Origin of the sequence: Sulfidibacter corallicola, assembly GCF_017498545.1 — a bacterium.
In the GTDB taxonomy this organism is placed as follows: Bacteria; Acidobacteriota; Holophagae; order Acanthopleuribacterales; family Acanthopleuribacteraceae; genus Sulfidibacter; species Sulfidibacter corallicola.
The window spans coordinates 4,193,704-4,208,178 of the sequence record NZ_CP071793.1; the positions used below are offsets into that span (position 1 = coordinate 4,193,704).

General features: G+C 55.4%; 10 protein-coding genes. 2 read left to right on the forward strand and 8 right to left on the reverse strand.

Going from position 1 to position 14,475, the window contains the following annotated elements; translation table 11 throughout:
• Nucleotides 1-67: 67 nt before the first annotated feature.
• Nucleotides 68-1,597 carry a TolC family protein gene (locus tag J3U87_RS12500; protein WP_237383375.1) on the forward strand — a complete coding sequence of 510 codons (1,530 nt, stop codon included), beginning with the start codon at nucleotides 68-70 and terminating at the stop codon, nucleotides 1,595-1,597.
• 122 nt (nucleotides 1,598-1,719) lie between these two features.
• Entirely contained in the window at nucleotides 1,720-2,037 is a 318-nt protein-coding gene (locus J3U87_RS12505; RefSeq protein WP_237383376.1) for a hypothetical protein, read from the forward strand.
• Between the two features lie 145 nt (nucleotides 2,038-2,182).
• Here J3U87_RS12505 and J3U87_RS12510 read toward each other — a convergent pair whose 3' ends face one another.
• The 8 genes from J3U87_RS12510 to J3U87_RS12545 all read right to left on the reverse strand — a co-directional run bounded on the left by J3U87_RS12510 (nucleotide 2,183) and on the right by J3U87_RS12545 (nucleotide 14,367).
• Complete coding sequence (locus J3U87_RS12510; protein WP_237383377.1) at nucleotides 2,183-3,592, reverse strand: tetratricopeptide repeat protein; 1,410 nt, start codon at nucleotides 3,590-3,592, stop codon at nucleotides 2,183-2,185.
• A 150-nt stretch (nucleotides 3,593-3,742) separates the two neighbouring features.
• Nucleotides 3,743-4,597, reverse strand: coding sequence for a DUF4388 domain-containing protein (locus J3U87_RS12515; protein WP_237383378.1), 855 nt, complete (start codon nucleotides 4,595-4,597; stop codon nucleotides 3,743-3,745).
• A 69-nt stretch (nucleotides 4,598-4,666) separates the two neighbouring features.
• Complete coding sequence (locus J3U87_RS12520) at nucleotides 4,667-5,395, reverse strand: energy transducer TonB (RefSeq protein ID WP_237383379.1); 729 nt, start codon at nucleotides 5,393-5,395, stop codon at nucleotides 4,667-4,669.
• Between the two features lie 157 nt (nucleotides 5,396-5,552).
• The gene (locus J3U87_RS12525; protein ID WP_237383380.1) at nucleotides 5,553-6,005 is read right to left on the reverse strand and encodes an ExbD/TolR family protein; all 453 of its coding nucleotides are present in this window, start codon (nucleotides 6,003-6,005) and stop codon (nucleotides 5,553-5,555) included.
• An 11-nt stretch (nucleotides 6,006-6,016) separates the two neighbouring features.
• On the reverse strand, nucleotides 6,017-6,442 hold the full coding sequence (locus J3U87_RS12530) for an ExbD/TolR family protein (protein WP_237383381.1): 426 nt from the start codon (nucleotides 6,440-6,442) through the stop codon (nucleotides 6,017-6,019).
• A gap of 34 nt (nucleotides 6,443-6,476) precedes the next feature.
• Nucleotides 6,477-7,097 (reverse strand): MotA/TolQ/ExbB proton channel family protein, encoded by a 621-nt coding sequence (locus tag J3U87_RS12535; protein WP_237383382.1) that lies wholly within the window; start codon nucleotides 7,095-7,097, stop codon nucleotides 6,477-6,479.
• A gap of 509 nt (nucleotides 7,098-7,606) precedes the next feature.
• On the reverse strand, nucleotides 7,607-10,861 hold the full coding sequence (locus J3U87_RS12540; protein WP_237383383.1) for an efflux RND transporter permease subunit: 3,255 nt from the start codon (nucleotides 10,859-10,861) through the stop codon (nucleotides 7,607-7,609).
• Nucleotides 10,858-14,367, reverse strand: coding sequence for an efflux RND transporter permease subunit (locus J3U87_RS12545; RefSeq protein WP_237383384.1), 3,510 nt, complete (start codon nucleotides 14,365-14,367; stop codon nucleotides 10,858-10,860). Before J3U87_RS12545 ends, J3U87_RS12540 begins: the two co-directional genes overlap by 4 nt.
• Nucleotides 14,368-14,475: the final 108 nt, after the last annotated feature.

Sequence of the window (14,475 nt, forward strand, 5' to 3'; positions counted from 1 at the left end):
CAAAGATCGTAACAACCAAGGTATTGCAGGCGGCATATATCGAGTTAGGAAGAATGGAGGGAACCAGATGCACCAGAGATGGTTGCTAGGACTATTAATTCTAATTTCGGCCCAAGCCTTGGCTCAGGATGCCAAGCCCCTGAGCCTCACCGAAGCGCTGAAGACGGCGGTAGAACGAAACCTGGATATTGAGCTCCAACGTGTCACGATCGAGTCACAGCGCATCTCTCTGGACCTCACCAGGGCCAAATACGAGCCGACCGTCACTGCAGATTCCTCGATCGCCAGTCAAGACAACCGAGTCGAAAACACGAACCAAGGTCAAGTAGGCGCCAACTTCAACCGGGAAACCAAAAGACTGAACTCCGCCTACAGCAAGACACACGATTTCGGTCTGACGTACCGAGTTGATTTCAACAACTCGGTGAGAAAAAGTGGTGCCGCCAACGAAGCCCTATTCGGCACCACCTATACGTCGTCCATCAATTTCTCCATCGAGCAGCAGCTCTTGAGAGGGTTTGGATTCGACGAAAGCGTGTATCGCAAAGACCAGTTCGTGGCCAAAGGGAACTATCAATCGAGTCTCGAGGATCTAAAGATCCAAGTCGAAACCGTCCTCCTGAACACGGAAGACGCCTATTGGAACCTGGTCGCCTCCATCGAGGAACTCAAAGTCGCCCAGCAAAGCCTCGACCTCGCCAAGCAGCTCTACGAACAAAACAAGGTGAAAATCGAGGTGGGAACCCTGGCTCCCATCGAATTGGTCAACACCGAAGCAACGGTGGCGAGCCGTGAAAACGACATCGTCACCAAGGAAAACAGCGTTCGCGCGGCGGAAGACGCCCTGAAAAAGGTGATGAACCTGCCGGTCGAGCAATGGCGACACTCACTCAAGCCCAGTGACGAGTTGAAGATCATCGAAACGACCCCCAACCTCGAAGCGGACTATCAGAAAGCGCTGGATGCCCGTCCCGAGTCCATCAAGAATCGAATCGCCATGGACAACGCCAAGGCCGAACTGAAGTTCCAAAAGAACCAGCTCCTGCCCGAACTGAAGCTGACGGGCGGCTACGGTTCGAGCGCCAACAGCTCGAACGACGTGGAATTCCCCGAAGACGCACCTCCCCAAATCATCGGCACCGGTTCCTTCACCGACGCGCTCTCGGATACGGCAGCTTTCGACCTTCCCGGTTGGAGTGTCGGTCTCGAACTCAGTTGGACCCCGTTCAACCGACAGGCCAAGCTCAACCAAACCCAGGCCGAGGTCACCCTGCGCCAACGCGAGTTGGAAACGGAACAGAGCCAAATCGTAATTCTCGAAGAGGTTCGTGCGGCAATTCGCGACCTGGAAACGAACCAAAAATCGATCAAAGCCAATGAAAAGACGCTCAAGTTTCGCGAGGAGAACCTGAAAGCCGAAGAGCAGAAGTTCCAAAACGGTCTCTCGACCAACTACCGCGTTTCGGAAGTTCAGGAAGAGCTGGCCCAAGCGCGCAACTCGCTGATTCAAAGCAGGGTCAACTACAAGAAAGCGGTCACCAAATACCACAAGGCGCTGGGGCAGCTCAACCAGATGCACAACATCTCCGTCCAGTAGTTTTCCCCGCAAGGTTCTCGATTAAAAAAGCCTCCCTACCGATGGGGAGGCTTTTTTTATGCTGTCCCGACCGCCTCGATCGCGATAAAGTGAAAGAGACAGCAAACGAGGAAAGGCAGAAGATGGAACCCAACGATTTTGTCATCCTACACCTATTGGAACCCAAGGAACTGTTTTGGGGCCGGCTCATCCGGCTCGACGCCGCCGGCGCCGTCATCCGCGGTATCGATTTGAAACAGGTAGACAGTTACAAATACGAACTGAAGGCGACGTCACGCAGCATTTTCCCCCAAACCGTGTTCTACCCCATGCGGCGCATCATGCAAATCGCAAAGGACGAGTGGGTCGACGACATCCCCTCGATCGCGGACGGCATGCTCCAATACGCGGAAATCTCCCGCGACGAACTGTTGTGCGAAGACGAGGCCCACTTCGCCTGACCCCCCTCCTTTTGACACCTTGCACGGGCGCCCACATTCCGGCATCAGCGAAGGCAATCCCAGAATGGCCGGTTGCCTTTGTCCAAATAAAAAAGCGGAGCCGGTTGGCTCCGCTTTTTTATTTGTTCCTTGTGAAATCGGTTGACTAGCTGCCGGATCCGTGGCGCTTGATCACCTCACGCATTTTGTCGTAGTTGTCGAAGGTGCCCTGACCACCGCACTTGCCGGACTCGCGAACGTAACGACGCAGCACTTCCAGTTCGTTCTGCATGCTGCCCTCGTCTTCACGAATGGCCTTTTTGCCCTCTTCGATCGCCAAACGCAATTCTTCAGTCGGCTGACGAATGTAGAGCTCCTGGTTGCGCTGCAGCTTGTCGCGGTTGGCGTCAATGGATCGCTCCAATTTGGTCACGTTGGTGATCGCGGCCATGTGGTTGGAGTTGTCGGTGGACTTGTTTTCCTCGAGGATGTTCAGGTTGTCCTTCTTGCGCTGGAGGTCGCCTTGGATCTTGCCCTTACCTTGGCCACTGACGTTCTTCACACCCTGTTCCAAGATCTTGACGGCATTGGTGTAGAGCGGAATGTCGGTGTTGTAGCAGCCCTGCTTCTGCTCCTGGTAGCAGTAGGCGATGAAGGAGTAGATGTTGTGGTTGCCCTTTTCGCCATTGGCGATCGCCTTCTGGAAACTGCCGATGGCTTCGGCGAACTGCTTGGCGGCCATTTGGCAACTTCCCAGGGAGAAGTACACCGTACCGTCTTTGGGCAGCAGTTTGGTGACCAGCTTGAACACTTCGACCGCTTCGCGATACTTCTTGGCGCCCTGGAGCGCGGCACCCTTTTTGTTCATCATCTCGGGCTTGTTGGGCCAAATGCTCAGGTAACGGTCGATGTAGCTGACCGTTTCCTGGTAGCGCGTCGGCTGACGACTCTTGGCAGAACTCTGGGCGACGCGGAAGGAAAGATCGATCAGGAACTTGTGGGCGCGCTCTTCACGCTTGTTGCGCTCGATGACGTCTTCGAAAGCCTTGATGCTCTTTTCGAGAGACTGGATACCGCCCTTGGCGTTGCCGATCTTGTATTGCGCGTAAGCCTTCTGGAAGGCAGCTTCGATCTCGTGGTTCTTTTTGCCGACGGGCGCCTTCAGCGCTTCGGTGAAGCTCACGATCGCCTTGCTGTAGAATGTTTGCGCCTTCTTGTTGTTGCCGGAACCCTCGGAGCTCTTGGCGATCTGCATTTCGCTCTGGCCGCGGTTCAAGAGCAGGTCGAACTTGCGACTGGCGGGAACCAGGGGCATCAGGTCGTCGATGGCGTGAATGGCCTTGTTGTAGTCCTTGAGGGACATGTAACACTGAACGATGCTGTACTTGACCCCGGGAATGTCCTTGGTTGGAATTTCCAAAGTCAGCGCATCGTTGAAGTTGCGAAGTGCCACATCGAACTTCTTCAACTTCATGTTCGCTTGACCCTTCAGCAGAATGGGGAAATACCAGTCGGGGTAGCTGGCGATGGATTCGTCCAGCAAAACGATGGCTTCCTGAAACTTACCTTGTTTCATCAGGCCCATCGCCTTTTTGTATTCATCCTGTGCGGTTGCCGAAAAGGAGGCAAGGACAAGCGCACCGATAACTATGAGTCTAGAGCTTCTCATTATCACTTCTCCTCGAGATATTTACCCAGCTCGAACATGGAGGACCAATAAGGGACATCAGGGCTCTTTGATAATTTTCTTGAGGCCTACGGTCAGCTCTTTCGTTTTCTCGGGTCCTTCGAGTATTTGAGCTGCCTTGACGATTTGCGTGGCAGTATCGATAACCGCGGCCAAACCCTTGCCCTGATTGACATTTTTAACGCCATTGGCGCAATGGCGCTGAATCACTGGATGCGCGATCTCTCCCAACATGCTTTTACTGTATTGATAGACTTTTTCAATCTTCCCGGAAAGCCATTCTTTCTCTTCTTCCGGGGAGCGTTGGGAGCTTGCACTTTTTTTAGCATTGTTTTCAAGTGGGTTGGTGTCGGGCTGGGCTTTCGGAGAATCCCGTAATTTGACCAATCCACTTGCCACAAGGCCATAAATGAGTTTCGCTACGTCGATAGCGGCCATTTGGGTAATGTTGGCAATTTGGTTGATGGAGTTCACGCCATTGATACGGGAGAGAACGTGCCATTCCTGCGTATTGAAACTGACCTTTTTGTGACCCAGAGACTCCAGCTCGGGGATCAGGTCCAAAGAAGGGATTTTCTTTTTGAGTACCCGCCATTCGTCCAGCTTGCGCGCCACTTCCATCAAAATGTTGGTGTTGCGTTTGGTAACAGTCTTGACGGGGGGTTCGTCCCCCAAAAGAAATCGGAAATTACCCTTGTCCCAAATCGCGAGGGAGTAGATGGCGTCCTCACCAACCACTTCCCCGCAAAAAGCGTGGACGATCTGCCCGCTTTCCAGATAGATACGTCCAGTAGCCTTATCGTTTTGGATGACAAAACACCCGGTTTTCGATGAGACACTCATCAACTGGATGATGTCGGGTAATTTGACTTCTTCTAGGGAACCTTGAAACATGGATTACGACACCTGAGTGAGGATGTAAGCGAATTGCTGAACGGTCGTAGTATCCCAAAAACGGCCCTATTACTGAAGAACAAAATCGATTTTGAGTGTCATGCGCACGTCGGCGGCCTTGCCGTTCACTTTACCGGGAAGGAATTCCCAGCGCTCGAGCGCCTTCTTGGCTTCTTCCTCAAATCCGAACTTGCCCTTACCCAAGCCGCGCAGGACCTTGATGTCTTCGACAGAGCCATCGCGTCTCAGGATAGCTTCCAGGATTACGTAACCCTGCAGTTTGATCTTAACGGCCCGCTCCGGGTACTTGGGAGGAACCTTACGGGTGAATACGGGCGGTTCAACACCGACCTGACCCACGCGCGCGATCGTGTCGCCCTGAGGCTCCGGTGGACCGTCGGGAATACCGATCTCCCAGTCGTCGGTGGGCAACACCTCGGGCTCGGGCGGCGGATCGGGTTCGACGATCGGTTCCGGCTCATCCGGCGTCATGTCCGGCATGGGCATTTTTTTCGCTTTTTTCTCTTGGGTTTTGACCCGCTCCAAGGGTTTCTCGGGGGGGGGCTTCAAAACTTTGCGTTTCTGAGGTTTGACTTCTTCCTGATTGACGTGAGGAATGCTGGCGGAGAGGCTCCAGCCAGGCATCCAGATCACGCCGAGCACCAAATACAGCGCGATACAGATCGACAACCTCATGTATTTACCACTGTTGGCATCGTTGAAGGCCATGTCCATCATGGCCGAGTGGTCTTTACCGTCTCCAAAATCCAGTTGAAGGCCGGGATTTTCGCTAGCCATTTGCAATGCTCCTATGAGGTCCTTGCCAAACTCCGACGCCCGCTAAGCGTCGGAGCCAATCCCAAACAAGCCCAGCCTCACGATGATGTCGGGGACAACACGCCAGACCGGACTCCTCCGTGGACACAACCCGCTCGCGAAGAGCGAGTGTGCCGCATTACTGCCGCATCTGCTGATACAGCTCGCGTTCTTCGGGTGTCGGAATCGTGATTGCCAAGTCTTGCTTCAGTTCTGCAGATAGGAGTTTCAGTTGATCGAGGATCGCAACCATATCCCCATAGCGAGCTTCGGGGTTTGCGTCGACAATGATGGGTTTCTTCGCGTTAACTTGAACCTTGGAGTTCACGTATTCGTAGACTTTTTCCACATCGTCGATGTAGTAACTGGTTTGATCCATGGTGAATTGGCCGCTGGGAAAGATCTGAATGTAGACCGCCTCTTGGGGATCTACCACATCGTCGTTTTCCTCTTTCGGCGGCAAGATATGCTCCATCCCTTTGTTCGCAGAGAAGACAGTGGTCAACATGAAAAACACGATAAGAAGGAATGCAATATCCGCCATGGATGCGGTGGGAATTTCAGGTTCTTCCTTTTTTTGCTGTAGACTCATGTTGCCCCCGCCTAATCGGACTTCGCTTGCTCGGTCAGGAACTTCAGGTTCACTACCCCCGCATCGCGAAGATGCTTGAGCACCTTGTCCACATGACTAAAGCGTGCATCGCCATCGGCCTTGATCACAACGGGCTGACTGGGACGCTTTTGCATCCAGGAAGCAGCCAGGATCTGAATATCCTCGATATTGACCAACTGGGAATCCTCAACACCGTCAGAGGCCTTGATCGTGCCGTCTTTGGTAATGATGACGAAAGCCGATTCCTTGACGACCTCGTGCCGGGTATCCGCGTGACTGGTCGGCAAGGCGACGCTGGTCTTGTCGACCTGGAAAACCGTGGAGATCATGAAGAAAACGATGAGCAAGAACGCAATGTCCGCCATAGACGCGGTAGGTATGTTTGCCTCAAGTGATTTGGTTTTTTTGACTTTCATGGGAAATGCCTCTCTTAAAACTCAAGAGCCGGGCTTAAAATTCCCGGTCCATTTGTGAGAAGGCTTCCATCAAAACGGCAGAGGCGGACTCGATTTCACGAATGAAGCTGTTCACGCGAGTGGTGAAGTAGCTGTAAGCCAGCAATGCGGGGACGGATACGATCAAACCACCGGCGGTGGTGATCAAAGCCTGTGAAATACCCTGGGCAACCGCACCCGGATCGTTCAACTGGGCCAAAGCGTCGAAGGACGCGATCATCCCGGTAACGGTTCCGAGGAAGCCGAGGATCGGTGCAAGGTTGGAAATGGTGGAGAGAACCGGAAGTCCGCGCTCGAGGCGAGCAATTTCGTGCATCGCGGCGTTCTCCATGGTTTTCTCGATTTCTTCTTGGGGGCTTCCGTATTTCATCAAGCCCGTTTTCAGAATAGAGGCGATGGGACCTTTGAAGGTCTCACAAATTTTCACGGCCTCTTTCACATTTTTATTTCTCAGAGCATGGCGGACCTTCGTCAAAAATTCCGCCGTATTAATCTTCGCCTTTGTCAAATGAAAAAAACGTTCAAACGTATAGGCAATCGCGATGAGAAATAGAAGCAGCAGTGGAACCATGATCTCCACGCCACCTTTTATGATGTACTCCAGTATCGCTCCCACGGATCATTACCTCCCTAAAACGGTCTCTTAAAAATGGAAATACTGAGGTGTGCATGTTACCTAAGCGATTTGGCAATCGTCAAGCCACTTTGTAAATACAGAGGGAGCTAGTCTCCCCAGCCCAACGGGCAGAAAACACGAAAAATCAGAAAGAATCTTGGTCCCGGTAAGGCCTAGCCTATTTATATTTCGACAACCGTAAACAAAGCAAGAGATTTATCCGAAATTCTCACTTGTTTTACAGAAAACTTACAGACCCTATCTCTCGAAAACCGTTGTGCCCCAACGGTTTCAAGATTTTGCTCGATTCGAGAGAGGCAGCCCGAACGGCCTTCTCCAGGGCCCGGAGCACAAAAGCAAAACCAACAAATACAGATATTTACAACTTGGCCACAAGACAGAACGAGCGACATGGCCTCCACTCCTAAATCGGAGGGCCATTTTCCTCACTTTTCGGGCCTCCGCCCCCCAGCCGGGGCCATCTCGGCGAGGCATCCGCCCTGCCGGGCTCAGGCTTCCTCACCATCGGCCCGCAAAACCCGAAACACTTCATTAATTCTCACGTGAAGCCATTGTTTCCCTCTAAAGAAAATCGCATAGACCACAGGAATCACGAACAAGGTGGAAAGAGTTGCGCTGATCATACCGCCCACGGTGGAACGCGACAGGCTGGAGAACATCTTCAGGGTGGCCTGCAGCCCGGCGTTTTCCGCCCCCTCGTTGGCGGCCACGCTCCCTCCGCCCATCTCGATCAGCCAGACGATCAACGGGAAATCCATCAGCCAGACGACAAATTCATCCAGCAGCGGCAACAGGCCGACGATGGTGGTGATGGCGGTCAGCAAAATGGGTCTGAGGCGGTCCTGACAGGCCTTGGTGATCGCCTGATTGAAGGTCAGCCCGGTTTCATCCATGCGGCGCACTTCCAACCCCAATTGCGACACCAACAGGATGGAGTTGTTCACCACGATGCCGGCCAGGATGACCAGGCCGATGTAGGCGGTACTGTCGAAACTGTTTCCGGTATACCAATAGATCCAGCTCACCCCGATGAACGACAGCGGGATGGTCGAAAAGATGATGAGCGGATCGATGAAGGATTCATAGAGGGTCGCGATGATCATGAATACGATGGCCGCGGCGACGATGAGCACCCACTTCAGGTTTTCGGTCTCCTCTTGGGAGAGATCGCGATCGTAATCCAGCTCCGCACTGAAGCCCGAGGGCAGCTCGAGGCTCGAAAAGACACTTTCGTTGTAACGCCGTGCCTTTTTGTAGGAAGCCTTGTAATCCCATTGGATCGTGACCGCGTATTGCTGATCCTTGCGGTCGATGCCACCGGGAACCTTGCGCTCGCGAAGCACCACCAGATCCTGCAATCGGATCCGCTCGCCCTCCTCGGTGGTGATCACCAGGTTTTCGAGGGCCTTGATATCGAAGACGTCGGCATCCTCGAATTTCAATTCCAGAATGATTTCCTCGCCCTGGTACTTGGTTCGGGTCAATGACTCGAGGCGAAGGTTTCTGCTGATGAAGCCCATCAGATAACTGACATCGATTGCATGATGTTTCAGGGCCTTTCGATCGACTTCAATCACCGACTCGGTCTGGTCGCGCCGCCCAAAAGACCGTCTCGATGTCTGAATGTTTGTATTTTTCACTCTTCGATTGCGCCGCACGGTTCGGAGCACTTTCTCCGAGTAGTCCATCAGACGCTTGTAGTTGTAACCGAGCAGGCGAATACTGCTGTTGTAGGTCTCGTACCCCGTCGACCCGGAGTAATAATTGTCATCCGCATTGATGCCGCCCACGAACACGTTGATTCCTGCGAACCCCTGGGCGATGCCGATCAGCCGTGACTTCAAGGCCAAGGGATAGGGAGAGGCCAACATTTCGGACGAAAATCTCACTTCCATGACCGCCCGGACCCCGTCGACGCGTACCGAAAGGTCCTTGTAACCGCCGACCTCCAACTCCAACAGCGGCTCCTCGAATTGGCGGATGACGTCATCGGCCGTTTCCAGTTCGGCACCTTCAGGCATCCGAATACTGACGATCACACTGTCGTCGCGGAGGAAACCGAAGGAGAATCCACCGCGATCGATCTCGGTGAAGAAGATGCGCGTGAAAAGGAACATCAGGCAGCCAGTCACGACGAGTACGGTCAATTTGTGGTGAAGGACCAGATCGACGACCTTCCCGTAGGAGGAAAGCAGCCAGAGCAGGGGCTTGGACAGCATCGCCTGCAAACGGCCACCGCCTTCGGACCGCTTTTCCCTTCGAAGGTTGCTGCCGCGAATCAGCAGGCTCAACAACGGGGTGAAGGAAAAGGAAACCAACAGGGAGGCCGAAAGCGAGAAAATGACCGCCAGGGCCAAGGGGAGATAGGTCACGGCCAGGCGATCCTTGAGCCCTAGCATACAGCCGAAAGCCGCCACGGTGGTAAGGGTGGCCGCCAGCAGCGCCCAACCCACTTCCTTGACGCCCTCGACGGCCGCATCGAGTTTGTTCTTGCCCAACTCGCGATGCCGGAAAATATTTTCGAGGACCACGATGGCGTTGTCCACCAACATGCCGAACCCGATGGCGAGCCCGCTCAAGGTGACGACATTGAAGGATACCTGGAAGTAGTACATGAAGTTGATGGTGATCAGCACGCTGAACAGGATGTTGAAGGTGATGACCATGGCCGCGCTGACGCTGCGAAGGAAAATCAACAGCAGGATCACGATCAGCCCGATACACCAGAGCGCCCGTTGATACACGGAGTCGAGCTGCTCTTTCATCATCTGGCCTTCATCGACGACCCAGTCGAGCCGGAATCCTTCCGGCAAGGTCGGCAACACCTCGGCGACCTTTTGCTTCACCCGATCGGATGTTTCGATCACGTTGGCCCCGGTCTCCTTGAAGATCGTGACCGCCAGCGTCGGGTTCCCGTTGAGCCGGGATAGGCTGCGCGGACGGGCCTGGCCGATGGACAGTTTGGCCACATCCGAGAGCAACACTTTTCGCTCTTCGCTTTGGGCCACCACCAAGTTGTTCAGCTCGTCGAGGCTTCGAATCGAGTTCTCGATGGTGATCGAGTACTCCTGATTGCCGAGATGGGAACGGGAGGTTTCGTAGTTGTCGGTCAGCGCCGCGATTTTCTGGTTGATGATCGACGGCACCAGGTTGTACAGGTCCATCGCCTCGCGATCCAAACTGACGCGAATATTCTTTTCCCGGTCTCCCCAGACGAGGAGCTCCGCGACCCCTTCGACACTGGACAACTCGGGCCGCAACTGGTCCTTCAGAATTTCCGAAAGTCGTTGGAAATCATAGGGACCCGAAATGCTGCACAGCATGAACATGCGGCCGCTGCCGCGGTCCTCGGTATCCACCATGCTGATGACCGGCTGCTGGGCTCCTGGCGGCAGGTTGCCCCGCAATTGGGAGAGCCGCTCGTTGAGGTCCAGGCGCGCGAACTCCATGTCGGTATCCCGGTTGAATTTCAGGGTGACCGTCGACTCTCCGCGGGTGGAGCTGCTGTAGAGTTCCTCCAGGCCTTCCACCTGGGCGGCCGCTTCCTCGATGGGCGACGTGAGAAAGACCTGAACGACTTCCGGCGAGCTGGCGCCCCAAACGGTCGAAACCACCAACTGCGGCATTTCGGTGTCGGGTTGGCCCTCGACGGACAGGTTGCGAAACGAGAGAAAACCCAGAATGACGACGGCCAGATAGAACATGGAGACCGCGACGGGTCGCCGAAGCAGGAAATCGATCAAGCCACCACCTCCGCTTCGGGGGCTTCCGCGACCGGTTCGGTCTTGGATGCGGCCAGACTCTCATACAGAACGGGAATCAAGACCAAGGTCAACAAGGTCGCCAACGACAATCCGCCGATCACGACCAGCGCCAGAGGTCTCTGGATCTCGGCCCCCCTGGGACTGAACAGTTCGGAAGCCAACGGGGCGCCCATGGAAACCGCCACTTGATCGAGAAACAGCACGATCGGCTGGATCGGCTCCAGGTTCATCAGCCAGGGAATGAAGCCGAACGCCATCGGTGTCAGGCCCAGTACGGTGGTCGCGGTGGTCATCAAAATCGGGCGCAGCCGGACGCGCGAGGCTTCCAGAATGGCACCGCGCACCGAAGCGCCCTCCTTTCGAGCCTGATTGATGAAATCGACCTTGACGATCGCGTCGTTGACCACGATGCCGGTGAGCACGACCAACCCGATCAGCGACATGATGTTGATGGACTGATCGAAGGTGAACAACATGAAGACGGTGCCCACGAGCCCCATGGGAATGGTGAAGATCACGACAAACGGAAAGCGGAGAGATTCGAACTGACCGGCCATGATCATGTAGACCAGGGCCCCCGACAGCAGAAAGGCCAAAAAGAGTTGGCTGAAGGAGTTCTGGATCCCTTCCTGTTCCCCGACGATCTGGTAGTGCACACCAGAGGGCAAAGACAGCTTTTCGAGTTCCGCTTCCACGGTCGGCAACACCTCGGAGATCTTGCGACCACCCAAGTTGGCGGTCACCAGGGCCACGCGCCGTTGGTTCACCCTGCGAACCTCTTTGAGGCCCTTGATGACTTCGGCATGAATCAACTCGGAAAGCGGCACCCCGATTCCATTGGGCGAGGTGAGTTTGGCCTGCATGACGCGTTCGAAATTTTCGCGATCCTCTTCCGAAAAACGCACGCGGACGTCGATATTGCGGTCGAACTCTTTGTATTGCGTCGCCTCGCTGCCGCGCATCCCTCCCGAGAGGTACTGACCGATATCGGCGAGCGAAAACCCGTAGAAGCCGATCTGATCGCGGTCCAGGGTAACCTTCATTTGCGGGTAGTCCCGCGTCAAGGTCGACTTGACGTCCTGCAACACGTCGACCTCGCCCAGCGCCTGCACGGCTTTGTCGTTGGCTTCGAACAGGTCGTCGAACGATTCCGATTGGATTTGCACCACCAATCCGGTGCCGCCCTCGCTGGCCAGGAGGTCTTCGAAGGACGATTCACTTTCGGTGAAGGCCACTTCCAGGCCGGGCACCGATTCGGCGAATTGGCGGGTCACCCCGGACAGCCGGTAGACCTCGTCCAGCGAGACGTGGGCCTCGTTCATCTTCACCGACAATTGGGCGGTATTGGTGCCGCTGTCCTTCAGGAGTTGGCTGAGGTTCGCATCGGAGGCCCCGATTTGGGAAAAAATGAGCGCGACCGACGGTTCCTCGAGCAACGTCGTTTCGAGCTTCTCGATCACCTCGGCGGTAATTTCCAGCGACGTTCCCGGCGGTAGCTTGGCCTCGATCGTGAACTGCCCGGTCGCAGATTTGGGCATCAACTCGCGCTTCAACTCGATTCCGGTCATGTAGGTCAGCGTCATCAAGATCAACCCAAGCGAAACCACCACCCACTTGCGATCGAGACACCAGACCAGGGATCGGTGATAGAAGTGTTCGAAGGCACCGTACAGCGCGTTGAAGCCCGGCAGAATCATACGCTCCAACAGGAACTCCAGGGAGTTCTTGCCCGCCACCAGCAGGAACACCATCGCCTGAAACAACCATGACAGGAGAAAGGTCGCGATCCACTTGATGAGGAACAGGCCCACGGGCAGGAAAAACAGGGCCAACCCCAAATAGGCCAGGCGCGTCCACGTCTGCTTGAAGTATGCGGCCACCAAGGCGACCATCAAAAAGCAGACCAAGAATTCCCACCAGCGCCAGAACACCAGGCCGCGCGGATAGGTCGATGCCTCCAGCTTCCATATCGGCGTCAATTTGGCGGGAAGACTGTCGCGGCCCTCCAGGATCGAGGAAAGCGCGGTCAGCAGCGGTAGCACCGTCAGGGAAACCACCAGCGAGGACACCAGGGAAAAGGTGACCGCCCAGGCCTGCTCACTGAACAGCGCCCCGGCCACCCCTTTCAAGTAGATGATGGGGAAGAAAACGGCGATGGTGGTCAAGGTCGAGGCGAAAACCGGCAGGGCCACTTCGCGCGCGCCGCGGAAGGCCGCCTCCAAGGGGGATTGCCCTTGCTCGCGGTAGCGGTAGATGTTCTCCAAAACCACGATCGAGTTGTCCACCAGCATGCCGACACCCAGAGCCAGTCCACCCAAGGACATGATGTTGAGGGTGATGTCGGCGAAGTACATGCACACCAGTGTGGTGATGATGGCGATGGGTATCGACACGAAAATGAAAAAGGGCGACTTGAGGTCGGCGAGAAAGAGGACCAACACCAGAAAGGCGAAAAAGCCGCCGAACAACAGCGAGACCCATACATTATTAAGTGCCTGCTTGATGAACTTGGCTTCTTCGAACGCCAGAACCAGGCGAACCTGTTGCTCGTCGTTGGCATAGGCCTGATTCAACTCGCCGAGCAACGCCTTGATGCGGTCGGTGGATTCGATGGTATTGGCGCCCGATTCCTTGTAGATCAGCAGGCCCATCGCCTCCGCACCGTCGAGCATGGACATCGCATCGCGGTCCTTGGCCGTATCGTGCACGATCGCCACGTCGGAAACCAAAATGTCCGCGCCGTTCTTGCGTGCCACGACCACGCTGTTGATCTCCGCGACCGACTGAAATTCTCCCAGGGTTCGCAGCGAGTACCGGTACCGACCCTTCTTGATCGTACCGCCCGGTACGTTGGCGTTGGCACGCCCGATCGCATTGGCGATATCCTGCAGCTTGATTTCGTAGAGCGCCAGCTTCTCGCGATCCACTTCCACGTCGATCACGCGCTCGATGTCACCGGAAAGCTGGGCGAACGCCACCCCATCCAACTGCTCCAGGCGTGGCTTGATGACTTCCCGCACCATTTCCCGCAATTCCAGCAAGGGCATCTTGCCGGTGATCGCCAATCCGACGATCGGTTTGGCCGAGGGATCCCAGCGCAGGATGTTGGGTCGTTCGGCATCCTGGGGAAACGTGGGCTGATATCTCGCGTTGTCGAGCTTCTCGCGAACGTGCAGGGTGGCGAACTGCATGTCGTGGCCCCATTCGAACTCAATCGTGATCAGGGAGATCCCTTCGCGAGAAATACTGGAAATGCGCCGCTTTCCCTTGACGGTCGCCAACGCCGATTCCAGCGGCTTGGTGATGAACTCCTCGACTTCCGGCGGCGCGGAACCTTCGTAGCGGGTCACGACCGTCAGAGAGGGATAGGCGATGTCCGGCAAAAGATCGCGGCCCAGTTGGGTGTAACTCAATACCCCGAACACCAACAAACCCAAAACACACATGGCCACGGTGACCGGTCGTTTGAGAGAGATCGAAATCATGAATCTATGTCCTTCTTGTCAACACTGGAAACCGATTCGGCGGGTCGAGGCTCGTCGACAGGCATGCGCCGGTTGGCGACCCACGATCATGGAGAACGACGCCAGTGG

Coding starts and splice junctions, on each gene's coding strand:
- J3U87_RS12505 (WP_237383376.1), top strand. CDS start 1,720: ATGGAACCCAACGATTTTGTCATCCTACACCTATTGGAACCCAAGGAA.
- J3U87_RS12510 (WP_237383377.1), bottom strand. CDS start 3,592: ATGAAACAAGGTAAGTTTCAGGAAGCCATCGTTTTGCTGGACGAATCC.
- J3U87_RS12545 (WP_237383384.1), bottom strand. CDS start 14,367: ATGATTTCGATCTCTCTCAAACGACCGGTCACCGTGGCCATGTGTGTT.
- J3U87_RS12515 (WP_237383378.1), bottom strand. CDS start 4,597: ATGTTTCAAGGTTCCCTAGAAGAAGTCAAATTACCCGACATCATCCAG.
- J3U87_RS12500 (WP_237383375.1), top strand. CDS start 68: ATGCACCAGAGATGGTTGCTAGGACTATTAATTCTAATTTCGGCCCAA.
- J3U87_RS12525 (WP_237383380.1), bottom strand. CDS start 6,005: ATGAGTCTACAGCAAAAAAAGGAAGAACCTGAAATTCCCACCGCATCC.
- J3U87_RS12530 (WP_237383381.1), bottom strand. CDS start 6,442: ATGAAAGTCAAAAAAACCAAATCACTTGAGGCAAACATACCTACCGCG.
- J3U87_RS12520 (WP_237383379.1), bottom strand. CDS start 5,395: ATGGCTAGCGAAAATCCCGGCCTTCAACTGGATTTTGGAGACGGTAAA.